At 69.0% G+C, this 25,411-nt stretch carries 20 protein-coding genes; 8 read left to right on the top strand and 12 right to left on the bottom strand.

Going from position 1 to position 25,411, the window contains the following annotated elements:
- Positions 1-369: 369 nt before the first annotated feature.
- From MRBLAR12_RS17120 to sufU, 5 genes are all read left to right on the top strand, one after another.
- Entirely contained in the window at positions 370-1,800 is a 1,431-nt protein-coding gene (locus MRBLAR12_RS17120; RefSeq protein WP_229993204.1) for a polysaccharide biosynthesis tyrosine autokinase, read from the top strand.
- Between the two features lie 56 nt (positions 1,801-1,856).
- Positions 1,857-3,233, top strand: a complete 1,377-nt coding sequence (locus MRBLAR12_RS17125; protein WP_229993205.1) for a hypothetical protein — start codon at positions 1,857-1,859, stop codon at positions 3,231-3,233.
- Positions 3,230-4,786 (top strand): glycerophosphodiester phosphodiesterase, encoded by a 1,557-nt coding sequence (locus MRBLAR12_RS17130; protein ID WP_364747273.1) that lies wholly within the window; start codon positions 3,230-3,232, stop codon positions 4,784-4,786. The genes MRBLAR12_RS17125 and MRBLAR12_RS17130 overlap by 4 nt, the downstream gene beginning before the upstream one ends.
- Positions 4,787-4,877: 91 nt before the next feature.
- Entirely contained in the window at positions 4,878-6,185 is a 1,308-nt protein-coding gene (locus tag MRBLAR12_RS17135) for a SufS family cysteine desulfurase (protein WP_364747275.1), read from the top strand.
- 11 nt (positions 6,186-6,196) lie between these two features.
- The gene (gene sufU, locus MRBLAR12_RS17140) at positions 6,197-6,652 is read left to right on the top strand and encodes a Fe-S cluster assembly sulfur transfer protein SufU (RefSeq protein WP_229993208.1); all 456 of its coding nucleotides are present in this window, start codon (positions 6,197-6,199) and stop codon (positions 6,650-6,652) included.
- Between the two features lie 10 nt (positions 6,653-6,662).
- Here the strand turns inward: sufU and MRBLAR12_RS17145 are convergent, their stop codons facing one another.
- The 5 genes from MRBLAR12_RS17145 to MRBLAR12_RS17165 form a co-directional block, all read right to left on the bottom strand.
- Positions 6,663-7,976 (bottom strand): UDP-glucose dehydrogenase family protein, encoded by a 1,314-nt coding sequence (locus MRBLAR12_RS17145; protein ID WP_229993209.1) that lies wholly within the window; start codon positions 7,974-7,976, stop codon positions 6,663-6,665.
- A gap of 29 nt (positions 7,977-8,005) precedes the next feature.
- Positions 8,006-8,407 carry a VanZ family protein gene (locus tag MRBLAR12_RS17150; protein WP_229993210.1) on the bottom strand — a complete coding sequence of 134 codons (402 nt, stop codon included), beginning with the start codon at positions 8,405-8,407 and terminating at the stop codon, positions 8,006-8,008.
- A 153-nt stretch (positions 8,408-8,560) separates the two neighbouring features.
- Positions 8,561-8,782: an SCO4848 family membrane protein gene (locus MRBLAR12_RS17155; RefSeq protein ID WP_229993211.1), complete on the bottom strand. Its 222-nt coding sequence runs from the start codon at positions 8,780-8,782 to the stop codon at positions 8,561-8,563.
- A 4-nt stretch (positions 8,783-8,786) separates the two neighbouring features.
- Positions 8,787-9,284: a DUF2505 domain-containing protein gene (locus MRBLAR12_RS17160; RefSeq protein ID WP_229993212.1), complete on the bottom strand. Its 498-nt coding sequence runs from the start codon at positions 9,282-9,284 to the stop codon at positions 8,787-8,789.
- Positions 9,285-9,332: 48 nt separating this feature from the next.
- The gene (locus tag MRBLAR12_RS17165) at positions 9,333-10,898 is read right to left on the bottom strand and encodes an SDR family oxidoreductase (protein WP_229993213.1); all 1,566 of its coding nucleotides are present in this window, start codon (positions 10,896-10,898) and stop codon (positions 9,333-9,335) included.
- A gap of 209 nt (positions 10,899-11,107) precedes the next feature.
- Here MRBLAR12_RS17165 and mfd point away from each other — a divergent pair, with 209 nt between their 5' ends.
- Positions 11,108-14,779 (top strand): transcription-repair coupling factor, encoded by a 3,672-nt coding sequence (gene mfd / locus MRBLAR12_RS17170; protein WP_229993214.1) that lies wholly within the window; start codon positions 11,108-11,110, stop codon positions 14,777-14,779.
- A 4-nt stretch (positions 14,780-14,783) separates the two neighbouring features.
- Positions 14,784-15,626: a metal-dependent hydrolase gene (locus MRBLAR12_RS17175; RefSeq protein WP_229993215.1), complete on the top strand. Its 843-nt coding sequence runs from the start codon at positions 14,784-14,786 to the stop codon at positions 15,624-15,626.
- Positions 15,627-15,727: 101 nt separating this feature from the next.
- On the opposite strand, the gene MRBLAR12_RS17180 is transcribed toward MRBLAR12_RS17175, so the two are convergent.
- The 6 genes from MRBLAR12_RS17180 to nirB all read right to left on the bottom strand — a co-directional run bounded on the left by MRBLAR12_RS17180 (position 15,728) and on the right by nirB (position 22,904).
- The gene (locus tag MRBLAR12_RS17180) at positions 15,728-15,952 is read right to left on the bottom strand and encodes a hypothetical protein (protein ID WP_229993216.1); all 225 of its coding nucleotides are present in this window, start codon (positions 15,950-15,952) and stop codon (positions 15,728-15,730) included.
- 53 nt (positions 15,953-16,005) lie between these two features.
- A complete protein-coding gene (gene deoC, locus MRBLAR12_RS17185; RefSeq protein ID WP_364747280.1) occupies positions 16,006-16,704 on the bottom strand; it encodes a deoxyribose-phosphate aldolase in 699 nt (232 codons plus the stop codon).
- Positions 16,705-16,864: 160 nt separating this feature from the next.
- On the bottom strand, positions 16,865-17,782 hold the full coding sequence (locus tag MRBLAR12_RS17190) for an FAD-dependent oxidoreductase (RefSeq protein ID WP_229993238.1): 918 nt from the start codon (positions 17,780-17,782) through the stop codon (positions 16,865-16,867).
- Between the two features lie 183 nt (positions 17,783-17,965).
- On the bottom strand, positions 17,966-19,177 hold the full coding sequence (locus MRBLAR12_RS17195; RefSeq protein WP_229993218.1) for a uroporphyrinogen-III synthase: 1,212 nt from the start codon (positions 19,175-19,177) through the stop codon (positions 17,966-17,968).
- 8 nt (positions 19,178-19,185) lie between these two features.
- On the bottom strand, positions 19,186-20,220 hold the full coding sequence (gene cobA / locus MRBLAR12_RS17200; protein WP_364747281.1) for a uroporphyrinogen-III C-methyltransferase: 1,035 nt from the start codon (positions 20,218-20,220) through the stop codon (positions 19,186-19,188).
- A 2-nt stretch (positions 20,221-20,222) separates the two neighbouring features.
- A complete protein-coding gene (gene nirB, locus MRBLAR12_RS17205) occupies positions 20,223-22,904 on the bottom strand; it encodes a nitrite reductase large subunit NirB (RefSeq protein ID WP_290369345.1) in 2,682 nt (893 codons plus the stop codon).
- A 257-nt stretch (positions 22,905-23,161) separates the two neighbouring features.
- Here nirB and nirD point away from each other — a divergent pair, with 257 nt between their 5' ends.
- Positions 23,162-23,560 (top strand): nitrite reductase small subunit NirD, encoded by a 399-nt coding sequence (nirD, locus tag MRBLAR12_RS17210; RefSeq protein WP_229993220.1) that lies wholly within the window; start codon positions 23,162-23,164, stop codon positions 23,558-23,560.
- On the opposite strand, the gene MRBLAR12_RS17215 is transcribed toward nirD, so the two are convergent.
- Complete coding sequence (locus tag MRBLAR12_RS17215; RefSeq protein ID WP_229993221.1) at positions 23,557-25,296, bottom strand: phospho-sugar mutase; 1,740 nt, start codon at positions 25,294-25,296, stop codon at positions 23,557-23,559. The genes nirD and MRBLAR12_RS17215 overlap by 4 nt on opposite strands.
- Between the last annotated feature and the right edge of the window lie 115 nt (positions 25,297-25,411).

A 25,411-nucleotide genomic window follows, 5' to 3' on the forward strand; every position in this document is an offset into this window, starting at 1 on the left:
CCGGGGCCCGTTGCTGGGACCCCGCCACTGAGACCTGTTGCTGAGACCTGCCGTCAGGACCTGAGTCCAAGTCCTGTTTCCAAGGACTTGACGCCCAAACTGTTGCTGGACCTGACGGTCCGTCCTGATTAGGGAAAGACTACGGCCGGTGCCGGAATTTGGCTAGGATTCAGGCCCTAAGCCAGGTCGGTCCGCCGGCATAGCAACCTTCGTTGCGCCACCGGGAGGCCTGAGCGCCGGGACCGGCCGCAAAGACACAGAACCAAAAAGCTTCCGCACGGCGCGGTCGCAGTCAATAATGGGGCGTCAAGGGACCATGAAGGACCGTGCCGCTGCAGGCACGGCGTGGTGGCCGCATGGGGGGTTCGCTTGGAACTGTCTGAGTACGGACGCGCAATTGCGCGGAGCTGGCTGATAGTGCTCGTGTGCCTGCTGGCGGGCGTCGGAGTCGCCTGGGGCGTGACATCGACGGCAACGCCGGTGTATCAAAGCGCCGTCAAGTTCTACGTCGTGTCGCCGCCGGCAACGGGACAGTCGTCCCTGCAGTCCCTCGAACTGTCGCGGGGACGCATCGCCTCCTACGCGAGCCTGGTCAAGAGCGACAAGTTTGTGGAAAAGCTCGTCAGCAGCAGTTCCACCGGCCTGTCGGCAGCGGACATCGCGCAGAGCGTCAGCGCCTCGGCGGACCAGGACACCATGATGTTGACGGTCGTCGTGAGCATGCCGGACCAGGCCAAAGCTCTCGGGATCGCCCGCGAGATCGTCTCCGGCCTCAACACGGCCCTGGCTGACGTTGAAGCCGGCCGGACCCAGAGCGGCGGCGGGCAGACCGTCCTGAACGTGGTGGCGGGACCCACGGACGACACGGATCCGGTGTCCCCCCGACTTTCGTTGAACCTTGGTCTGGGCGCGCTGCTTGGCCTCGGCGCCGGCATCGCCATCGCGGTCGCCCGCCGGATGGCGGACCACACGCTCCGGACCCCCGAAGATGTCGAAGCCGCGTCCGGGCTGCCGCTGCTGGCCCGCGTCCCGGTCAGCGCAGACGCACGCAAGTTCTCCGGCATCCTGGATCGCCGCGCGGCCTCGCTGCTCGATGAGGCGGCACGCCGGCTCCGCACCAACGTGGACCATCTGCCCGCACTGCCGGCCTCCGGCGTCGTGCTCATTTCCTCGGCGCGGGCAGGGGAGGGCAAGACCACCGTGGCACTCATGCTGGCCCGGGCCTGGGCCGACGCGGGGGAGAAAGTCCTGCTGGTGGAAACGGACCTCCGGCGCCCGAGGCTGGCGTCGGAACTCAAATTTGGCAACACAATGGGCCTGACCGACGTCCTCGCCGGCCGGGCCGGACTGAACGGTGTCATCCAAAAAACGGCGAGCGACCGGCTGCACATTGTGGCTGCCGGCTCTGTTCCCGAGAACCCCACAGAACTTCTGGCAAGCCGGGCCATGACGGCCGCGCTCGGCGAGATGCGGGGCAGCTACAGCCGCGTCATCCTCGACGCGCCAGCCATGCAGCCGTTCAGCGACGCGGCCTTGCTGGCCGTGCAAGCGGACTTCACAGTGCTGGTGGTCCGGTACCGGAGCGTGACGCGCGAACTGCTGGGCGCGTCCTTGCGGAACCTGGATCTGGTCAAGGTCACAGTGGCGGGCGCTGTGCTGAACGCCCTTCCGCTCCGACTGTCCGAAGGGCGCAAGCAGCCCCGGGCATGGCTCCGCAGGCCGATCCGACGAGCCAAGGTGACGCCCCCGGCGGTGCCCGCGGAACCGGCACCGGTCAAGCACTCTGCCGGCCGGAGGTGAGGGTGGACGGCGTCGCTGTTCCGGGCCGGATCGTGACGTCCGGCCGGGTGGCCTAAATGCAGCTGGCGGCCTGGATCGGAGTGTCCCTCGCGGCGGCTTTCCTCTGCCGCAAACACGCCAGGGTGCCACTGGCTGCGGTGCTGGGGCTGTGGCTGCTGGTGCCGGCGATCGGGGCCGCGACGCTCACCGGAGTGTCCTCCGGCCCCGTGTCCGTCCATCCCGCGACCTGGCTGGTGCTTTGCATCTTCCTGGTCCGGCTCTTTCACGATCCGGCCAGCGTCAGGATTGTCCTGGGCCGTCACTTCCTGCTGTTCCTGGTCCTTGGCCTGGTCATCGTGGCGGCGTACCTGGCCACATCGACGTCCGGCAATGGCGGTGGAATGGTGCTGCTGGTGGACCAGATTGTGGTGCCGGTGCTGTTCTTCCTGCTGCTGCTCGCCGAAGCCGTTCGCGGCGGCGGACTCGTGGTGCTGCTGCGCACCGTGCTCCTGGGCCTCGTTGCCCTCGCGTGTGCCGTGGCTGTCGCGCAGTGGCTGAGCGGCAATGTCCTGTTCTATGAGGCAGGATTCGAGACCCAGTACTGGTTCGCCAGGAACTCCGGGCGCTGGATGGGGACGTTGGACCAGCCGCTCGCCCTGTCCCTCGTTGTCAGTGTTGCGGCGCCACTGGTGGCAGGCCTGTCACGTCAGTGGCTGCAGGCCGGGCTGCTGGGACTCATGGCCGTGGCGGTGCTGATTTCGCAGTCCCGCGTGGGACTCGTGGCCCTGGCCGTGGCAACCGTGGTGGTGGTGCTTTTTGTCCGGCGGCCTGTCTGGGTCAAGACGGCCATGCTCCTGGTGATGACGGGAGTGGGCGCCGCCATCATGCAATCCCCGCTGGTGGCCGGCGTGGCGGCGCGGGTTGCCAACGACACCGGGTCCAGTGAGGCGCGCAGCATCGCCCTCGAGTACTTCCTCAGCCGCTGGAACGACTACGCCGTGGCCGGCCAGGGGATCGGCTCCAGCTACCGGGTGGCGGTCCAGGCCGGGCTGCAAACGAGCTTCGAGAATCCGATCCTGATGTACGGCATCGACTTCGGCCTCCTGTTCGCCGTGCTCTACTTCGGTGCCATGGCAGTCTTGGTGCTCCGCGGCATGAGGACCGGCTACCCTGGCCTGGCGCTGGCCGGGATCATGGCGCTGGTCATTCCACAGACATACAGCTCCCTGGCCACGCGTTCCGCCGGCGGCATCGTCGTCTGGACGGTGCTGGCCATGGTGGTCATCGCAACCGACGAGGCCCGCCGTGCGGCGTCGCCGCCTGTCCCCGCCACAGCCCCCGCGCGCGCCCGGGCCGGAACCACTGGTCAAGCCCCGGCCGAAACCCCGGCCCAAGCCTCCGTGAAGAATTCGGCCCTCACCCCCGCGAATCTGCCGGGCGCAGGATCGCCGTGATCGCGCGGCGGCAGTTCCTGGGCCTCGCCGCAGCAGGGGCGGTGCTGGGCGTGGCAGGCTGCTCTTCGTGCCCCGGAAACTCCGCGGCGCCGGGGGCCACGGCCCGGCCGCGGCCCCCGATCGTCCCGGCGGCATCCGCGGCCAAGGAATTCGTCACGGCGGGTGCGGTCGCGGCGCCGGGGGACAAAGGGCCTTTCACGGTCGCGGACCTGCTCGAGGCGCCGTCGTTCTTCGTCGCGCACCGGGGCTCCGGGGACAACTGGCCAGAGCACACGATGCGCGCCTACAAGGGGGCGGCGGCAGCGGGGCTGAAGGCGATCGAGGTGTCCGTTTCCGCCACCGAAGACGGCGTGCTGGTCTGCCACCACGATCTGAACACGCAGCGGCTGACCGGCATTGACCTGACCATCGCCCGGGCGCCCTACGCCGCGCTGGAGCCGCTGCGCAATGACGCCCGGGCCTGGCTCGGCCCGGCCACGCCGCTGGAGCCCATCCCGCTCCTCACCGACGTCCTGGACGCGTTCGCCGCCAGCCACGTGATCTTCCTTGAGGACAAGCCCGGGACCAACGCCGACGAAATCCTGGCCCTGCTGGAGAACTATCCCGGGGCCCGGGAGCATGTGGTGTGGAAGCAGCCGGCCGCGTCGCGGGGGCATGAGCTCGCGGCGGCCAGGGGTTACACCACCTTCGGCTACCTCACGGCGCGGGAGCAGGACAAGGTGGCCGGGCTCATCCCGCGGGCGGACCTGCTCGGCATCCACCACAACGCGCCGGAGGCGATGATCCGCCAGATGGTCGCCTCCGGCAAGCCGGTGCTCGCTTGGGAGCTGCACCGTCGCAGCGAGCACGCCCGCCTGCAGGACCTGGGTGTGCGGGGCTTCATTTGCTCCAACATCCGCTATGTCCTGCACCAGGAGGAACCGCTCCGGGAAGACGGCTTCTCCGCCGGCCGCCGGGGAACCGGCGATCTGCCGTGGGCTGCCGACGCCGTTTGGGATGGGCAGCCGGCGTTTGCCGACGGGGCCCTCAGCATCTCCAGCCCGGACAAGTCCGGCTACGTCCTGGGCTCCCTGGCGGGGGCGGTTGATTCCCCGGACTGGGAAATCGAGTTCGAGCTGCGCTGGCCGTCCGGACTCCCTGGGGCAGGCCCGGGCGCGGGGGTGGCCTTTGGCCAGGACTCCGACGCGCCCTACCGTCCGGGGTCCGCCCTGAAAGTTCCCGGCTATGTCCTGGACGTCGCCGGGGACGGCACGCTGGCGCTCTACCGGCACGACGCCGGCACCGCGGCCCCGGTCCGGCTCGCGGAGTCCGGCAGCCCGGCGCCCCGGCCCGGGGAGTGGATGAAGTTCGTGGTGACGCTGGGGCCGTGGCACATCAGCGTCCGCCGGGACGGGGGCGGCACCTCCGGCGCTAACGTCTCCGCCGAAGACACCCGCTACGGCGGGGCATGGCTGACCCTGCGGAAGAATTACGACGCCGGACCTCCCGTCGAGTTCCGCGGTGTGCGGGTCCGCGCGGTGGCCGCGCAGGAGGGCTGCGGGAACGTGGGATAATTAGGTTTAATCTGTGTGACGTATTTCGTGCCGCCGGCTGCCCGGCCGGCAGGGGTACGCCGCAGCGAACGCCGATCCAGGAGTCTCCGCCATGGTTGCCACCCCAGCCCACCTCCGCCGCTCTGCCGCTGTGCTCGGAAACGAGGAGGTTCTGAGGATCCGCAACGACTTCCCGATCCTGCAGCAGCACGTCAATGGCCGGCCCCTCGTCTACCTGGACTCCGGGGCCACCTCGCAGAACCCGCTCAGCGTGCTCGAGGCGGAGCAGGAATTCTACGAGCAGCGGAACTCCGCGGTCCATCGCGGGGCCCACCACCTCGCCGTCGAGGCCACCGAGGCCTTCGAAAACGCCCGGGAAACAGTGGCGGACTTTGTCGGCGCGGAGTGGGATGAACTCATCTGGACCTCCAACGCCACGGAGGGCCTGAACCTGCTCACGTACTCCTTCCTCAACGCGTCCCTGCCCGGCGCCGGACCCGAAGCGGCCCGGTTCGCCCTGGCCCCGGGCGACGAAATCGTGGTCACGGAGATGGAACACCACGCCAACCTGATCCCCTGGCAGGAGCTGGCGGCCCGGACCGGCGCTGTCGTGAAGTTCATCCCGATCGACGATGCCGGCGCCCTGGACCTGGCGGCCGCCGCCGGCCTCGTCGGCCCCCGCACCCGCGTCCTGGCGTTCACCCACGCGTCCAACGTCCTGGGCACCATCAACCCGGTGGCCGCCCTGGTTGCCCTGGCCCGGTCCGCGGGGGCCCTCGTGGTGCTCGATGCCTGCCAGTCCGCGCCGCACCTGCCCCTGGATGTCAAGGCCCTCGACGTCGACTTCGCGGTGTTCTCCGGCCACAAGATGCTCGCCCCCACCGGTATCGGCGCCCTCTATGGCCGCTCGGAGCTGCTGAACGCGATGCCGCCGTTCCTGACCGGCGGCTCCATGATCACCACCGTCACGATGGAACGGGCGGGTTTCCTGCCGAGCCCGCAACGCTTCGAGGCCGGCACCCAGCGCATTTCGCAGGCGGTGGCGCTCGCCGCGGCGGTAAACTACCTCAGCGAAACCGGGATGGACCGCATCCACGCCTGGGAAGCCGAACTCGGCCAGCGCCTGGTGCAGGGCCTGGGATCCATCCCCGGAATCCGGGTGTTGGGTCCCGCGGCGGGGCAGGAACGGATTGGCCTGGCGGCGTTCGACGTCGCGGGCGTCCACGCACACGACGTCGGCCAGTTCCTGGACAGCCGGGGCATCGCCGTGCGGGTCGGTCACCACTGCGCCCAGCCACTGCACCGCAGGCTGGGACTGACGGCGACGACGCGCGCCAGCACGTACCTCTACAACACCACGGACGATGTGGACGCGTTCCTGAACGCGGTCGCCGATGTCCGTGCCTACTTCCAAGCCTAGGACGGACATCCATGAGTCTTGACCAGCTCTACCAGCAGATCATCCTGGAACACGCCAAGGCCCGGCACGGCAGTGGCCTCGCCGCCGCGGACGCACCCAATGGCGCGAGCAGCGGCCAGTCCCACCAGCTGAACCCGACCTGCGGCGACGAAATCACGGTCCGGGTGTCCGTGGCCGGCGGGAAGGTCAGCGAGCTGCGCTGGGACGGCGACGGCTGCTCAATCTCGATGGCCTCGGCGTCCGTCCTGACGGACCTCGCCGAGGGCATGACGGTCGGGGAGCTCCGCACCGTCATTGACAGCTTCCGCGAAGTGCTGCGTTCGCGCGGCAAGGTGCCGGCCGATCCGGAGGTGCTGGGTGACGCCGCCGCGTTTGAGGGCGTGTCCCGTTATGCCGCCCGGGTCAAGTGCGCCATGCTCTCATGGGTCGCCGCGGAAGACGCCCTGGGCCAGGCGCTGGCAGCCTGAGCCCACCTCGTCACGGCCGGCCCAGGCCCTTGTAGATCCAACCGGCGGCCCGCCACTTCGCCGGATTCAGGACGTTGCGGCCGTCCAGGATGCGGGGCGCGGACACGAGCGCCTTGGCCGCGTGCGGATCAAGCTCCCGGTAGGCCTGCCACTCGGTCAGCAGCAGCACGGCGTCGGCCCTGTGCAGCGCCGTGTCCAGATCCGGCTCGAGCGGCAGCTCCGGGAAGCGCTTGGCGGCGTTGGCCAGCGCCTGGGGGTCCGTGACCGTCACCACGGCGCCCTGCAGCTGCAGCTGCGCGGCGGCGCTGAGCGCGGGAGAGTCCCGGACGTCGTCGCTCTCGGGCTTGAAAGCCGCCCCCAGCACGGCGATCCGCTGGCCCAGCAGGGACCCGCCACACAGTTCGCGCGTCAGTTCCACCACCCGGGTCCGGCGCCGCATGTTGATGGCATCCACTTCCCGCAGGAACGTCAGCGCCTGGTCCGCCCCCAGCTCACCGGCGCGGGCCATGAACGCCCGGATGTCCTTGGGCAGGCAGCCGCCGCCGAATCCGATGCCCGCGTTCAGGAACTTCCGTCCGATCCGCTCATCGAGCCCGATCGCATCAGCCAGCCGGGTGACGTCGGCCCCGGTGGCTTCGCAGACCTCGGCCATGGCGTTGATAAAGGATATTTTGGTCGCGAGGAACGAGTTGGCGGCCGCCTTGACCAGTTCCGCCGTGGCGTAGTCGAGCACGAGCCGGGGTGTCCCGCCGGCGAGCGGCGTCGCATAGACCTGGTCCAGGACGGCCACCGCGGGATGTTCTTCGTTGCCGTCCGGTGTCCCGTAGACGAACCGGTCGGGGTTCAGGGTGTCCGCCACCGCGTGGCCTTCGCGCAGGAATTCAGGATTCCACACCAGCGTGGCGCCGGGTTCCGTCTCCGCCAGCACGTCGGCCAGCCGAGCGGCGGTTCCCACGGGCACCGTGGATTTCCCGGCGACGACGTCGCCGGGGGAGAGCTGGGCCGCGAGGGACGCGACGGCGGCATCCACGTAACGAAGGTCCGCGCCGTTTTCGCCGCGCTTTTGTGGCGTTCCGACGCAGATGAAGTGGACCTCGGCGCCGCGGGCGGCCGCCATGTCGGTGGTGAACCGCAGCCGGCCCGAGTGGGCCAGCTCCGCGAGGAGGTCATCCAGCGCCGGTTCGTAGAACGGGGCCGTGCCAAGGGACAGCTGCGCCACCTTGTGCCCGTCCAGGTCGATGCCGACAACGTCGTGCCCCAGGCTGGCCATGGCTGCCGCATGGACCGCGCCGAGATAACCGCAACCGATAACCGAGATCCGCATAGCTGCCGTGTCCTCTCGCCGTGGATAGTTCACAGCGTACGTGCCGGGTCCGGGTTTCGTACACGGCCGTGGAATGCCATGAGCAACAGGGCCGCGAAGGCGCCGACCATGGCACCGAACGTGTTCGCGGCGACGTCGGCGACCGAGGGAAAGCGCGCCGGGAGGAAGACAAGCTGGGCGAGCTCAATGAGGACCGAGACGACGAAGCCGACGGCAACCCCGCCCCACCACAGCCGTGCGCCCAGGATCCGGGCCACCAGGGCGCCCAGGGGAAGGAACAGGAGCACGTTGGCGGCCAGTTCCACCACCCCGTAGTCGAAGGAGGCGGGGACGCCCCAGCGGTGCAGCTTCCGCAGCGCCCGCATCAGGAGATCGGACGATCCCTGGTCCACGGGAACGGGCCAGAGCGCAATAAGGCCAAGGGCAAGCACATAGGCGCCCAGTGCCCATATAGCCGCACGACGGGGTAGCAAACGGCGTCCCCTTTCAGCGGTCCACCTTTTTGCCGATTCTAGCCGCCAGCACGCCGCCAGGGCAGGAAATCCGGCACACCGGCGGTCGTATTACCGCCGGTGTGCCGGATGCTAGCCGATCAGCCCGGCAACGCCAATCGCCGCCGTCGCGGCCCCGAGCAGCATGGAGATGCTGACGAGGACCACGTGGACGGTCAGGAAGCGCGTGGCCTTGCCGTCGGCGTCACGGGCGCGCGGGTCCTTCATGACCCGGCGCAGGAACTGCGGCCAGACCACCAGGGACCAGACGCCGGCAATGACCAGGACGACGGCGAGGAACGCGGGCAACTCCACGGCGCTAGTGGCTCTCGAGCCAGGCCTGGGCCTGCTGGGACTGAATGTTCAGGGCCTTGCCGACCATCGGTTCGGCTGCATCGGCGATCTTGCCGCCAAGGAACGGCACTGAGGAGGTGACGTTGCCCTCAAGCTCGATCCGGGTGCTGCCGCCGTCGGAGACGAGGCGCTGGACAGCGTTCACGTCCAGCGGTGCGCCGGAGACCTTGAGGGAGATCTTGCTCTGCCGCGAGCCGTCGGCGGCGGGGGCCTCCCAGTCCTCCAGCTGGGTTACTTTCAGGCTTTCGCCGACAAATTTCCGCGCGATGTCAGGCATCCGCGTGGTGGGGATGGTCCGCACAGTGGTGGTGCTGAACGCGCCGGCGGGGTCTCCGTCAAGGGCGAAGGATTCCAGGGTGCCGCCGACGAGTTCGCTCGTGTGGCGCAGGAAGTCTTCATTGACGAAAACCGCGGTAACACGGTCAACGCTGTGCGGAACGGTAGTGGATGCACTCAGGGCCATAGGGGGGTCCTCCGTGATAGGGAAGTGGACGTTTCGGGCTCCAACATCCTACGTCGTGTGCCCGGCAGGCTTCGATTCGAGGTCTTCCAGGTCCCGGGCGGCGGCAGTGATATTCCGCGACATGGCCGGAAATATGACGCTGTGAAAAGGCAGCACGGCGAGCCAGTACAGACGGCCGCTGAGGCCTTTGGGGAAGAAGATGGCGCGCTGGCGGTAGCGGCTGCCCGCCCCCTCCGGCTCCACGGAAAGTTCGAGCCAGGCCCTGCCCGGGGCCCGCATTTCGGCCCGCAAACGCAGCAGCCGGCCACGGTCGATCCGCTCGACTCGCCACCAGTCCACCACCTCGCCCTCGGCCAGCAGGTGCGGGTGCCGGCGGCCCCGCAGCAGCCCCGCGCCGCCGGTGAGCTTGTCCAGCCAGCCGCGCACCTGCCAGGCAAGCGGCAGGGAGTACCAGCCGTTCCGGCCGCCGATTCCTTCGATGACGGTCCAAACGTGCCGCGGGTCCACGTCGCTGGGGAAGCTGCGCTCGTCCACGTACACCGTGTGGCCGGACCAGTCCGGGTCGCTCGGCAGGGGATCGGCGTCGACACCGGCACTGGCCCAGGTGGTTTCCACCTGACCGTCGCGTTCCTTGCCCAGGGCGAGGGCCACGGCCCGCCGGTAGGGGGTCAGGCCGACTTCCGGTACCCGGATGTACGCATCTATGTCGTGCTCGCCGGCGACGGCGTCGTGCTGGAGCGATTCCACGAGCGGCAGGGACATGGAGAGCGGGATCGGCGTAGTCAGCGCCACCCACACGCCGGCCAGCTTGGGGGCAGGGACCGGCAGCGCCAGAACCACCCGGTGCGGCAGGCCCGCCTCGGCCGCGTACTCCTGCATCATTCCCGCATAGCTGAGCACCTGGCGGCAGCCGATGTCGAACGTCCGGTTGATGGTTCCTTCCAGCGACGCCGCGGCCACGAGGTAGTACAGGACATCGCGGACGGCGATCGCCTCGATCTTGTTGCGCACCCAGCTCGGTGCCGGCATGAGCGGGAGCGTCTCAGACAAATGCCGGATCATTTCGAACGACGCCGAGCCTGAGCCAATGACGACGCCGGCCTGGAACACCACTGCGTCCACCGGGCTGTCCAAGAAAACTTTCCCCACCGCCTCACGGGAACGCATGTGGGTGGACAGCTCGGCCCCTGCCGGGTGCAGGCCGCCGAGATAGACAATCCGGTCCACTCCGGCCGCGGCTGCGGCCCGGGCCGCCGTCCCGGCCATCGCCTTTTCCTTGGCTTCGAATCCGGCCCCCGCCGCCATGGAATGGACCAGGTAGTACAGGACGTCGACGCCGCCGAGCGCCTCCCGCAGGGCCTCGCCGTCGTCGAGGCTGCTGTGGACCACCTCGACGTCATCCAGCCACGGCACGCCGGCGATCTTGGCCGGCGTGCGGACCACGACTTTGACCGTGTGCCCGGCTTCCAGGAGCCGGGGGACCAGCCGCCCGCCGATGTAGCCGGTGGCCCCGGTGACCAGCACGGTTTTCGGGGAGGCGGCCTTGGCGGAGACCGCCTGCGGGGCTGGAGCAGGCGTTCGGGCGGGTTCAGGGGTTGCTGTTGTGCCGTTCATGGTGACTCCTTGTCAGCCAGCAGTTGGCGGGTGGCCTACCAAGCGATTCGGTGCCCAGGGCACTTCGGATGGGCCACCCGCTCCTCCCGCCAGCCTAGCCTCGTCGGTCTGGCCCGGGGCTCCGCGGTAGGCTTGGAGGACCCGGGATTCTCACGAATTCCGGCTATTCGTGTTGCCTGCACCCCGTGATCACATCAGGAGCAACAGCTATGAGCCTCAACGGCCCCTCTCTCACCGGTTTGCGCCGTGTCCTCGCCGAAGACCGGAATTACGCCCGGATCCAGGCCGAGGCCGCCCGCGGGTTTGCCGCCCGCAGCGAGGACTACCAGATCAGCGCCCCGGCCGGAATGCGGTCCACATTGCTCGCCGAAATGGCGGACGGACTCACGGCGCATGCGGCGAACGAAACCGGCTCTGCCGGGGCCGGCTCTCCGGTGCCCGTGGTCCTGGCTGTCACCGCGACCGGCCGCGAGGCCGAGGACCTGACCGAGGCCCTGCGCGCCTTCCTGCCCGCCGACGCCGTGGCCGAGTTCCCCAGCTGGGAGACCCTGCCGCATGAGCGGCTCTCCCCGCGCTCGGACACCGTGGGCAGGCGGTTGTCCGTGCTCCGGCGGCTCGCGCACCCCGAATCGTCCACCGCCGGTGCTCTGCGCGTCGTGGTGGCCCCCGTGCGCGCCGTCGTGCAGCCGATCGTCGCAGGCCTGGGTGAATTGGTGCCCGTGACCCTGAAGCTCGGCCAGGAGGCCCCCTTCAGCAGTGTCGTCAAAAGCCTCGCCGACGCCGCCTACGCCCGGGTGGACATGGTCACGCGCCGCGGCGAGTTCGCCGTCCGCGGCGGCATGCTGGACGTCTTCCCGCCCACCGAGGACCACCCCATCCGGGTCGAGTTCTTTGGCGACGAGGTGGACCAGATGCGCTGGTTCGCCGTCGCCGACCAGCGCTCGCTGACAGCGCCCGGCCTGCACCATCCCACCGAACTCCATGCCCCGCCGTGCCGCGAAATCCTGATCACGCCCTCCGTCATGTCCCGCGCGGCCACCCTGAAGTCCCAGCTCCCGGCCGCCGCGGACATGCTGGAGAAGATCGCCGGCGGCATCGCCGTCGAGGGCATGGAATCGCTGGCTCCCGTGCTGGTGGACGCCATGGTGCCGTTCCTGGACCAGCTCCCGGCCGGTTCCATCTCGGTGGTGATCGAACCGGAGAAGGTCCGCACCCGGGCCCACGACCTCGCCGCGACCAACGAGGAATTCCTCGAGGCCGCCTGGTCCACGGCGTCCGACGGCGGCCCCGCGCCCCTGGCGCTGGACACTGTTTTGGCCTCTGCGGCGTCCGAAGCGCTGCACTCGGCCAGCTTCCGCTCGCTGACCGATACCCGCACCGCAGCACTGGAGCACGGCGTCTCCTGGTGGTCCATCACCTCGCTGGCCAGCGACGAAGAGCTGCTGCCCGACGTCGACGTGCTGAACCTGCACGCCCGGGAACCCCGCGGCTACCAGGGCGACGTGGCGGAAATGATGGACTTCATCGGCTCCCGCGTCCGGGACCAGTGGCGGATCGTCGTGGTCACCGAGGGTCCAGGCCCGGCGCAGCGCCTCGCGGAACTCTTCCACGACAACGACATCCCCTGCGCCCGGGTGGACACCCTCGAGGCGGACCCGCAGGCCGGGCTGATCGAGGTGACCACCGCCGCCGTCGGCCGCGGTTTTGTCCTGGATCCGCTCAAGCTGGCGCTGCTGACCGAGGCGGACCTCCTGGGCCGGACCTCCGCCGGGTCCACCAAGGACATGCGCCGGATGCCGTCCAAGCGGCGGAACGCCGTGGACCCGCTCCAGCTCGTGGCCGGGGACTCGGTGGTGCACGAACAGCACGGCATCGGCCGGTTCGTGGAGCTGATCCAGCGTCGGGTGGCCGGAGGAGGCGACGGGGTGCGCGAGTACCTGGTGCTGGAATATGCCCCGTCCAAGCGCGGAGCCCCCGGCGACCGGCTCTTTGTGCCCACCGACCAGCTGGACCAGGTCACCCGGTACGTGGGCGGGGACACTCCGGCGCTGAGCAAGATGGGCGGCGCGGACTGGGCCAGCACCAAGTCCAAGGCCCGCAAGGCGGTCAAGGAGATCGCCGGCGAGCTGATCCGGCTCTACTCCGCCCGGATGGCTTCCCGCGGCTACGCCTTCGGCCCGGACACCCCGTGGCAGCGGGAACTGGAGGAGGCCTTCCCGTACGTGGAGACCCCGGACCAGCTGACCACCATCAACGAGGTCAAGGCCGACATGGAGCGCGAGATCCCGATGGACCGGCTGATCTCCGGCGACGTCGGCTACGGAAAGACCGAGATCGCGGTCCGGGCTGCGTTTAAGGCCGTCCAGGATGGCAAGCAGGTGGCCGTGCTGGTGCCCACGACCCTCCTCGCCCAGCAGCACTACGAGACGTTCACCGAACGGTTTTCCGGGTTCCCGCTCGTCGTCAAGCCTCTGTCCCGCTTCCAGAGCGGCAAGGAGGCCAAGGAAACCGCCGACGGCGTCAAGAGCGGTTCCGTGGACGTCGTGATCGGCACGCACCGGCTGCTGTCCAAGGACTTCGGCTTCAAGGACCTCGGCCTGGTGATCGTGGACGAGGAGCAGCGCTTCGGCGTCGAACACAAGGAGGCGCTGAAGAAGATGCGCACCAACGTGGACGTCCTGGCCATGAGCGCCACCCCGATTCCGCGGACCCTGGAAATGTCCCTGACAGGCATCCGCGAAACCTCCACCCTGGCCACCCCGCCAGAGGAGCGGCACCCCGTGCTGACCTACGTGGGCCCGTACACGGACAAGCAGACCTCCGCCGCGATCCGCCGCGAACTGATGCGCGAAGGCCAGGTGTTCTTCGTCCACAACCGGGTGTCCACGATCGACCGCACCGCGGCGAAGATCCGCGAACTCGTCCCGGAGGCCCGGGTGGAGGTGGCGCACGGGCAGATGTCCGAGAGCCGGCTGGAACAGATCATCGTGGACTTCTGGGAAAAGCGCTTCGACGTCCTCGTCTGCACCACCATCATCGAGACCGGCCTGGACATCTCCAACGCCAACACCCTGATCGTGGACGGCGCGGACAAGTATGGCCTGTCCCAGCTGCACCAGCTGCGCGGGCGTGTGGGCCGCGGCCGCGAACGCGCTTACGCCTACTTCCTCTACCCCTCGGAAAAGCCGCTCGGCGAGGTGGCGCTGGAACGGCTCAAAGCCGTCGCGACGCACAATGAGCTCGGCGCCGGCATGCAGCTGGCCATGAAGGACCTGGAGATCCGCGGCGCCGGCAACCTGCTCGGCGGCGAGCAGTCCGGCCACATCCAGGGCGTCGGCTTCGACCTCTACATCCGGCTGGTCGGCGAGGCCGTGGCCGAATACCGGGGCGAGGCCGAGGAGAAGGCCGCCGAAATGAAGATCGAACTGCCGGTCAACGCGCACCTGCCGCATGACTACGTGCCGGGCGAGCGGTTGCGCCTGGAGGCCTACCGCAAACTCGCCGGCGCCATCACCTACGAGGCGATCGATGAGGTCCTCGCGGAGCTCGTGGACCGCTATGGCGAACTGCCGCTGCCCGCGACAAACCTGATCGACGTCGCCCGGTTCCGGGTGGGCGCCCGCGAGGCCGGATTGTCCGACGTCGCGCTGCAGGGCAACTTCATCAAGTTCTCCCCGGCGCAGCTGCCCGAGTCCAAGCTCATGCGCCTCACCCGGATGTACCCCGGCGCGCAGGCGAAGCCGGCCCTGGACGCAGTGCTTGTCCCGAAGCCCAAGACCGCCAGGATCGGCGGCCGGGACCTGCAGGACGCCGAGATCCTCGAGTGGGCCAACGGCGTCATCCGCAACATCTTCTCCGACGCCCCGTTAGCGGTGAAATAGAACAATGATGGGAGGACATCACGCCGCGTCGGGAGCCGCGGCGTGGGTAGCCATTGCCTCGACCGGCCCGTATGCGCTTGGCTGGTACCCGCTGGATCCCGCGGGAATCGTGATCGGTGCCATGGCGACGGCGGGGACTGCGCTGGTCTGCGACTGGGACCACCGCGCCAGCACTGTGGCGCATGCGCTGCCGCCGCTGTCCAACCTGGTGGCGCGCGGCATTGAGAAGGTCAGCGGGGGCCACCGGCAGGGCACGCACTCGGTGCTGGGCGCGGCGTTCTTCGTGCTGCTGGCCACGATCGCCGGGCAGTGGCAGGTGCAGACCCAGTGGGGGCTGCTGTCCGTCGGGGCCGGCCTGCTGTGCATGTTCATGATCAACATCGCGGTGAAGGCACTGAAGCTCTTTCCCAAGTACGGCTGGATCAGCAACTGGATCTTCGGGCTGCTCATGGCAGGAGTCGTGACGTGGTTTGCGCCGCACCAGTGGACCTGGCTGCCGGTCTCGATGCTCACCGGGGTGCTGGTGCACATTGTGGGGGACATGATCACCACCGGGGGAGTGCCGCTGCTCTGGCCGCTGGTGATCAAGCCGCCGAAGGTCCTGCGGAAACTGCCGCTGCTCAAGAACATCTGGAAGGCCAACGGGGCGTTCTCCATCCCGCTGCTGGGCCGGGCGGGCTCACGGCGGGAATGGTTCGTCCTCATCCCGGTGAGCGGCTATGCGATGGTGGGGATGTTTGGCGCCGGCCTGGCCGTGGCCAAAGCGCACTTCCCGGCAGCCCTGGCTCTGGGCACGGGGCTGGTCGAGGGCCTGGTGAAGGGCCTGCTCGGGCTGGTGTCCGGCTAGGCTGCGCTCCCCAGAAGACTGAGGCTCCCCGGGCACCAGAGGTCCTTAAATGACTGAAGCTCCGGAAGATCCGGAGCTTCAGTCATCAAGAATGGGGGAGCCTAGTTTTCGCCGGCCGAATCCGAGCGGCCCAGCAGCGTCTGCGGGATCCAGAACGAGAGGGCAAAGAGGACCAGGCAGACGGCCATCGGCCAGACGTTGTCCAGCGTCAGGAAGGCCAGGGAGTAGATCGCGCCGAGGAACAGGACCATCATCGGCACGAACAGGGCGATGCTGGATCCGAGGCTGTTCTCAACGCGTCGGGACTGGGTGGTGTTGCTGGACATTCGTTCCTCCTCGGCCCCGGGGGGCTCAAAACTGTGGGCGCTGCCGGCGTGGATCAGTACGCGGATGAACCCTGTTCACCCTTGACGATCGCGATGCCGGAGCTGGCGCCAATACGTGTTGCACCTGCAGCAATCATAGCCTGAGCATCGGCCAGGGAACGCACGCCGCCGGAGGCCTTGACCCCCAGGTCCGGACCGACGGTGCGCCGCATGAGCGCGACGTCCTCGGCCGTGGCCCCGCCGCCGTTGAAGCCGGTGGAGGTCTTCACGAAGTCCGCCCCGGCCTCCACCGCGGCCTCGCAGGCGAGCACTTTCTGGTCATCGCTCAGCAGAGCCGTTTCGATGATGACCTTCAGGATGGCCCCGCCCTCGTGCACGGCGTCGGCGACGGCGGCGATGTCATCCACCAGCGCGCCCTTGTCATTGGCACGGGCAGCGGCGATGTTGATGACCATGTCCACCTCTTCTGCACCGTCCATGACCGCGCCGCGGGCCTCGAAGGCCTTGACGTCGCTCGGCGTGGCGCCCAGCGGGAATCCCACCACGGAGCACGTCAGCACGCCGGATCCCTTCAGCGCGGTCTTGACGGTTTTGACCCAGACCGGATTCACGCAGACCGACTTGAAATGGTATTCGGCCGCCTCGGCGCAAACCTTGAGCACCTCCGCCTCGCTGGCCTCCGGCTTGAGCAGCGTGTGGTCGATGTAGGAGGCGATGTTGGGCGTGCCCGCGGTAGCGGCTTCGTGGCTCATGGTGGTCCCTTTCGTGGCGGGCCTGGGACGCGGCGGTCCCTTCCCGGGCCTTGTGGGCCTGCGGGCCCTGGCGGCGCCGCATGGTGCGCGGCTTATCAGGGAACCATCTTGCCATAGGAACATGCCCGGCGGACGCCCCAGCCGGGCCGCCCCCGCACACTCAGGCCGCGGCCGCCAGGGGCCGGCCCATGGTGGCCTGAAGCAACTGGGAGGCACACACCGACGCGGCCGACCCGGAGGCCACGAGCAGTCCCAGCCGGACGCCGTCGTAGGCCGCGGCGTCACCGATCGCCCATATGCCCGGCACGGAGGTGCGGAAGTCCTGGCCGATGACAATCCCGCCGCCGGGCGCGGTGGTGAGCCCGGCCGTGGCGGCCAGTTCGTCGCGGGCGATGCGCTCCTCGGCGAGGATCACGAGGTCACCGTTCATGCTGGAGCCGTCCTCGAAGACGATGCCGGACGCCGGCAGGACGGACCCGGCAATGGTGGGAACGACGGCGGCGGGGCGGACGGTGGTGCGGATGGGGCGGACGCCGCGGGCCCGGAGGACGGCCTCGGCCTGGCCGGCGGCCGAGCCCGTGCCGACCAGGATGCCCAGCGGGCGCCGGCCGAGGACCCGGGTGACGTCCTTGACGGCCTCGCCCAGCCGGGCGGCGTCGTCGATCGTGGAATAGCTCAGGCACCGGGCGGCGCCTTCCACCGGCGCCTCGGCGGGAGCGGAGCCCGTGGCGATGACGAGCTCGTCGTAGTCGAATTCCATGCCGTCGGCGGTGGTCACGCGGCGGTTTTCCGCGTCGATGTAGCTGGCCGGCTGGCCAAAGCGGATGGACACCTGGGGCAGGACGGCGAGCTCCAGCAGTTCCTCGGGGGCGTCGTCCCGGTTGCTGAGGACCGTGATGGCGCCGGCAAACGGGGTCCGGGTGAGCTGCCGGACGAGGGCCTGGGCGGCCCGGCCGGCGCCGGCGACGACGATCCTGGGCCGGGCTGCCGTCGTGACTGCTGTCTTGTAGGCGGAGGAGGAGGCGGCTGCCGTCGAGGTAGACGTGCCGGAGGTGGGAGACAATGCCGGAGCGGACATGTGCAGGCCCTTTCGCTGGGTGGCCATCGTGTGGCCGGTGTGCTTGATGAACCCCAGCGTAGGCGTCCGATTTTTCCGGGGTGTTTCCCGGGTGTTGCCGCTTTTGCCCTGCCTGTTCGCCAGTATTTACCGGCCGGTAATGCCGTGCGTCACACCTCCGCGGCGGCCCGTTCTGCCACTGCGTTACACGCGGATCCGGTAGCCGCGCTTCACCACGGTTTCCACGAGCCGGGTGTCCGGCAGCGCGGACCGCAGCCGGCTGACGGTCATGTCCAGGGCATGCACGGAACCGCGCAATTCCAGGAGGTCCGAGAGCGCCTCGCGGGACAGCACGGCCCCGCCGGCGCCGATGAGCGCGCGCAGCAGCAGCAGGGGCGCCGGTGCCATGTCGACCGCCTCGCCGTTGATCCGCAGCGAGCGGCCGCGCAGCTCCACGCTGCCGGAAACGGTGTCGAGCCGGCGGACGTGGTTGAGCGCCAGGTGCTCGCAGACCAGCCGGATCAGGGCGCCCATCCGGAAGCGTTCCGGGATCAGCGGATGCAGCCCGGCGTCGAGCAGCGGCTGCGCGGTGATGGGCCCGACGACGGCGGTCGCCACAGTGGTCTTCAGGCTCTCCACGAGCTGTTTGTAGACGCCCATCTCATGCGCCGTGCTCCACATCGCGTCCACGGCGGGGGCGCTGGTGAAGGTCAGGACATCGAGGTTGCCACTGCACGCGGCCTCGATGAGCTTGGGCAGCCGGTCGGCGCCGTCGGGCTTGACCCAGCGGTACGGGGTGACCGTCAGGACGGTGGCGCCGGACATGCGCAGGCGCTCGAGCTGGCGGACATCGGTGTAGCCGTGCAGCTGGACCGCGACTGTCTTGCCCCGCACACCCTCGGCAAGGAGCATGTCCACGAGCGTGGCGGTGGTTTCGTCGCTGCTGATTCCGACGTCGGCGAGCCCGGCAGCACGCACGGCGCCGCGGGCTTTGGGCCCGCGGACGAACATCCGTGTGGCCGAGAGGGTCTCCAGCAGCTGGTCGCCAATGCCAAAGGTGTCCGCGGCCTCGCACCAGCGGCGCATGCCGTAGGCGGTGGTGGCGATACAAAGGTCGGGCCGGGCGGCGATGATCGCCCGGGTGTCCTCGATCAGGCTCTGGTCCTCCCGGACCGGGGCGATCTTCAGCGCCGGGGCGTGAAGCACCTCGGCACCGCGGCGCTCGAGGGCCTCGATGAGGTCCTGCGAGCGGCGGTGCGAGGTGACGCCGATCCGGAAGCCGTCCAAAGGAAGGTCCCGTTCGGTCGCGTCGTCTGCAGGTTCCGGCGCGGGTGCGCCGGACGTGGCGGGGATCAACGGGGTTAAGGGTGCGCCGGGCTCCGGGAAGGTTGCGGCGACGGCGTTCAATGCGCTCATGGGAATCCTTACGCCTCCATCAGTGATGCGGCCAGTCGGTCGAGCTCTGCCGTGGCCTCGGCACAGCCCCGGTTGGCCTCGGCCACCCGGACAACGTCCCCGATCACCAGGACGGCGGGGTTACTGCAGCCCGCGGCTGCGGAGGTGATGGTGCCCAGCTCGGCGATCGTGGTGCGCTGGCCGGGGCGGTAGCCGCGTTCGACGACCGCCATCGGCATGTCGGCCCGCATCCCCGCCCGGCGGAGTCCGGCTGCGAGGTGGTGCAGGGTGCCGATGCCCATCAGGACCACAATGGTTCCGCCGAGCCCGGAAAGGTGCGTTAATTCGTTCTCAGTCAGCGGGGCATGGCCGGAGACCACGGTGAACATGTGGCTGACTTCGCGGTGCGTGACCGGGATGCCGGCGGCGGCCGGAACCGAGATGGCGCTGGTGACTCCGGAGATGACGCGGACCGGGACCCCGGCCGCGACGCAGGAGGCGACTTCCTCTCCTCCCCGGCCGAAGACATAGGGGTCCCCGCCCTTGAGGCGGACCACATTGTTGCCGGCCAGGGCGCTTTCCACCATGAGCTTTTCGATGTCGGCCTGGCTGACCTTGTGGTGGCCGGGCTTCTTGCCCACATCCACGAGCTCTGCCGAGGTCAGGGACGGCAGGTCCTGGTACGGGGCGAGCCGGTCATAGAAGACGGCGTCGGCGTCCCGCAGCGCCGCAACGGCCGCGATGGTGAGCAGCTCGGTGGTCCCGGGGCCGCCGCCGACGAGGGTGACGTGTCCTACCGGGCCGGCCGCTGGCTCGGCCGCCACCGGAATGCCGGTGGCATGGCACCGGCCCAGGAGGGCGTCCCAGCCGGGCTGGCCGTCGTCGACTGCCGCCACCAGGAACGGACGCTCGGGCAGCGGGCCGTCCATGCCGGCGCCCTGCGGCGTGCTGAGGCGGAACACGATGGCGCCGGCCGCTTCATAGCGCCGCACGGCCTGCCGCGCGGCGTGGTCCGCGCCCGTGACCAGGACTTCGCGTCCGGTGAGGTCAATGGTGAGCTGCATGGCTATACCTCGTTCTCGTCAAGCAGTTCCGGGGTGGTGGCGCGGACCGGAATGGAAGCGCCGATCAGGACTGGTTGCTGACCGGCCAGCGCCTTCTCCTCGGCCGTGGCGGGGCGCATCTGGCCGCGCTCGTCGGAGACGAAGGTAATGGAATCGTCCTTCTGGTCCGGGGCGTTGACGAAGGAGCGGAAGCGGCGGAGGCGCTCGGGATCCTTCAGGGTGTCGGCCCATTCGTCGACGTAGGTGTCAACGTGCTTGGCCATAGCGGCCTCAAGGTCCTCGGCGATGCCCAGGGTGTCATGCACCACCACGTCCTCGACGTGCTTAATGCCGCCGTCGAGCTCTTCCTGCCAGCGCGCGGTGCGCTGCAGGCGGTCGGCGGTGCGGATGTAGTACATGAAGTAGCGGTCGATGTACTTGATCAGGGTTTCGTCGTCGAGGTCCTTGGCCAGCAGCTGGGCGTGCGCCGGGGTGGCCCCGCCGTTGCCGCCGACGTACAGGTTCCAGCCGTCCGCGGTGGCGATGACGCCGACATCCTTGCCCCGGGCCTCCGCACATTCGCGGGCGCAGCCGGAGACGCCCATCTTCAGCTTGTGCGGGCTGCGGAGTCCGCGGTAGCGCAGCTCAAGCGCGATGGCCATGGCCACCGAGTCCTGGACCCCGAAGCGGCACCAGGTGGAGCCGACGCAGGACTTCACCGTGCGCAGGCTCTTGCCGTAGGCCTGGCCGGATTCGAAGCCGGCGTCCACGAGGATCTTCCAGATTTCCGGCAGCTGCTCCAGCCGGGCGCCGAACATGTCGATCCGCTGGCCGCCGGTGATCTTGGTGTAGAGGCCGTACTGCTCGGCGACAGCGGCGATCACGCCGAGCTTCTTCGGGGTGATCTCGCCGCCGGCGATGCGCGGAACCACCGAGTAGGTGCCGTCCTTCTGCATGTTGGCCAGGGCACGGTCGTTGGTGTCCTGCAGGGTGCCGCGGCCGGCGTCCAGGACGTAGGCGCTGTTCTGGCTGGCCAGGATGTTGGCGATGGTCGGCTTGCAGATATCGCAGCCGGCCCCGGTGCCGTACTTGGCCATGATCTCCTCGAAGGAGGTCAGTTCCAGGACACGGATGGCGTCGAAGAGTTCCTGGCGGGACAGCTCGATGTGTTCGCAGAGTGCCTTGGAGACCTCGACGCCGGACTTGGTCAGTTCGGTCTCGAGCAGCTTCTTGAGCATCGGCACGCAGGAACCGCAGCTGGTTCCGGCCCGGGTGCAGCCCTTCAGCTCGCCGAGTTCCTGGACGGGCGCGTTGCCGTCGCAGGCCCCGCAGCCGTTGACGGTGTCGCGGATGGTTCCCGCAGAGACGTTGTTGCAGGAACACAGGATGGCGTCGTCCGGCAGTTCGGTCTCCGGGGCCTCGCCGCCGCCGGCCGCGGTGAGGTAGGCGCCGGGTTCGGCGGCCAGTTCGCGGCCCAGCATGGGGCGCAGGGAAGTGTAGGGCGAGGCGTCGCCGACGAAAATGCCGCCGAGCAGGGTCTTGGCATCGTCGGTGGTGACGATCTTCTGGTAGACGCCGCGGGCGGGGTCGGCGTAGACAATTTCGAGCGCGTGTTCCGTGCGGGCGAAGGCATCGCCGAAGCTGGCGACGTCGACGCCGGAGAGCTTGAGCTTGGTGGCCGTGTCGAAGCCGGGGAAAGTTGCGTCGCCGCCGTGCAGCCGGTCCGCGACGATTTCGGCCATCGTGTTGGCCGGGGCCACCAGGCCCAGGCACATGCCGCCGAAGTTGGCGACCTCGCCGATTGCCCAGATGCCGGGAACCTCCGTGGAGCAGTCGTCGGAGATGACGACGCCGCCGCGCTGGCCGAGCTGGAACTGCTGCTCTGCACCCTCCGCAGCCCGGAAGAGCTCATCGCGGGGCCGCACACCGATCGCAACGATCACGATGTCGGCGTCGATGATCCGGCCGTCGGCCATGAGGACGCCGGTGACCTGGCCTTCGTCGTCGGAGAGGACCTCGGAGGGGAACACCCCGCCGTGGACGGTGAAGCCCTTGGCCTCGATGAGGCGGCCGAGCGCCTGTCCGGCACCCTCGTCCAGCTGGGTGTTCATGAGCCACGGCGAGCCGTTGATGACGATCGGGGTGGCGCCGAGCTGCTCGGTGCCGGCCGCTGATTCCAGACCCAGCAGACCGCCGCCGATTGTGACAGCGTTGACCTTGCGGCCAAGCTTCTCGGTGAGGTCCGCGATCGCCTTGTTGATGGACCAGACGTCCTCAAGGGTGCGGTAGACGTGGGTGAGTTCAGAGCCCGGGATGGGCAGACGGGCCGCGTCCGAGCCCGTCGCGACCACAAGCTCGTCATACTCAAAGACGGTTCCCGCCGCGGTCTTGACCGTCTTGCCGGCGGCGTCAATGCTGATGACGCGTTCGCCGGTCTTGAGGTTCAGGGCTGTGTGGTCCCACATGGAAGCGCTGCCCAGGGTGAGGTCGACGTCGCTGTCGGTCAGTGCCTTGCTCAGCGCGACGCGGTCGTAGGGGAGGTGGGCTTCCTCGGTGAGGACGGTAACGTGCCAGCCATCGAGTCCGCGGGCGTGCATGGCATCGGCAAAACGGTGCGCTGCGGGGCCGCCGCCGGCCACCACAATACGGCGCGGGGCGGCGCTGGCTGCGCCCTGGTTCGGGTGGCTTGAGGGGTGTCCGGTCACGGTGGGCCTTTCGCATGGGCCGCAGACGGTGCTCTGCAGCTTGTCGTCCCAGACTAGGCAACGGGAATTTCGCTTCAGTTTCCCTTATGTTTCGTGATCTTAACTTCTGCATCACGAATGCATTTCCGGCCGTGTTAGCTCTCTTTTACGCGCCGGACACATCCGGCGCGTCCGGATGAAACACCGCGGGCCTAGCTTGAATATGTGGCCGCAGCAGCGGTTCAGCCCGTAAAGGGATGTATCAGAGAGGGGCCGGGATGACCGCCGTACTAGAAACCGCAGTACTTGACGCAGTACCCGACATTGAGGACCAGACCGCTGAGCAGGCAGCCGCAGCCGGCTGGCACCGCGTGTGCGCCGTGGCGGACCTCGAACCCGCCTGGGGCGAGGCAGCACTGATTGCGGGCCGCCAGGTGGCCCTGTTCCGCACCGTGTCCGGTGAGGTTTTCGCCGTCGCGCAGGAAGACCCGGCCACCGGGGCGCACGTCATGGCCCGCGGCATCACCGGTTCCCGCGGGGACCGCCCCACGGTGGCTTCGCCGTTGCACAAGGAGGTCTACGACCTCGCTACGGGTGAGTGCCTCGGCAGCCCGGAACTCCGGCTCGCCACCTTCGGTACCCGGGTTGTGGGCGGGTACATCGAGGTAGAGCTCTAGAGGCCCAGGGCTTCGCGGACGTCCGCCAGGACGCCGTCCAGCGCGGCACGCGCCTCGTCCCGGGCCGCCGGAAGCTCGGCGGCCGAGCCGACGCTGCGGATGACTTCCAGGTAGCACTTGAGCTTCGGTTCCGTGCCGCTGGGACGGATGATGACGCGGCTGAGGTCCCTCGTCAGGTACATCAGGCCCTCGGTGGGCGGGAGTTGCTCGCTGCCCACGGCCAGGTCCGTGACGGCCTCGACGCCGGAGCCGCCGAACGATTCCGGCGGGCTGACGCGCAGCCGGTTCATCATCGCGTCCAGCAGGCCGAGGTCTGCCACCCGGATGCTGAGCTGGTCGCTCGCGTGCAGCCCGTGCACCAGGTAGAGCTCGTCCAGGGTGTCGAAGATGGTCTTGCCCTCGGCCTTTGCGGCCGCCGCGAGCTCGGCGATCAACACCGCCGCGGAGATGCCGTCCTTATCGCGCACCAGCGACGGGGCGACGCAATAACCCAGCGCCTCCTCGTAGCCGTAGACCAGTCCCGGCACGCGGGCAATCCATTTGAAGCCGGTCAGGGTTTCCTCGTGGGCGTAGCCTGCTGCGGCCGCGATCCGCGCCAACAACCGGGACGACACAATCGAGTTGGCGAACACGCCGGCCGGTGCCTCGCCGCCCGCGGCCTGCCGGGCTACGACGTGGGCGCCGAGCAGGGCGCCCACCTCATCACCGCGCAGCATGCGCCACGCGCCGGTGCCCGGGTCCTTCGCCGCCACGGCCGCCCGGTCGGCGTCGGGATCGTTGGCGATCACGATGTCGGCGTCCTCACGCGTCGCCGCCTCCAGGGCCAGGTCCAGAGCCCCGGGCTCTTCCGGGTTGGGGAAGTTCACCGTGGGGAAGTCCGGATCCGGGTGCGCCTGTTCCGTGACCAGCGTGACGTCGTCGAAACCGGCGGCGTTCAGCACCGCCACCGCCGTTTCCCCGCCCACGCCGTGCATGGGGGTCAGGACGATCTTCAGCCTGCGGGCCGGGAAGTTTTCCGGAACCGCCAGGGCCGCGACGGCGCGCTGGTATTCGGTGGCGATCGAGGGCTCCAGTACGGTCCACCCGTCGGCGGCCAGGAGGATGGAGTCCAGGTCGCCGACGGCGTCGATCTTCGCCGCTATCAGGGCGTCGTAGGGTGCCACGATCTGGGCGCCGCGGCCGCTTTCCTCAACCGCGTGGCGGCCCAGGTACACCTTGTACCCGTTGTCCTGCGGCGGGTTGTGGCTGGCGGTGACCATGACGCCGCCGTCGCAGTCCAGCGCCCGGACCGCGTACGCGAGCAGCGGGGTGGGCAGCGCGGCCGGCATCAGGAAGGTTTCGACACCGGCCGCGGTGAGGATCGCAGCGGTTTCTTCGGCGAAAATATCGGAGTTGTAGCGGGCGTCGTAGCCGACGACGGCGCGCGGCCGGGTGCCGGGGGAGGCCTGCTCGACGGCGTTGGTGAGGAAGGCGGTGAAGCCGGCGGCGGCGCGGCGGACCACCACGCGGTTCATCCGGTTCGGCCCCGGGCCAAGGGCCGCCCGTAGTCCGGCGGTGCCGAACTGGAGGGTGCCGCTGAAGCTGTCGGCCAGCTCCTGGCGGGCCGCGGCGACGCCGCCATCGGTGAGACGAATCAGCTCAGACAAGGTGGCGGCGGTGGCGGGGTCCGGGTCCCGGTTTGCCCAGTCTCGGGCATCGCTCAGGAGTCGGGCGAGTTCGGCATCAGAAGACGTCATAGGAACCAAACTATCGCCAATCGCGAGGGATTCCTGCCCAAAGAATCGGGAGTTGGGGTTTCAGTTCCATCTCAACGCCTCAAGCAGGACCTTGACACCCAAATTTCCGGACACG

Origin of the sequence: Arthrobacter sp. LAR12-1-1.1 (assembly GCF_040676555.1) — a bacterium.
Lineage (GTDB): Bacteria > Actinomycetota > Actinomycetes > Actinomycetales > Micrococcaceae > Arthrobacter.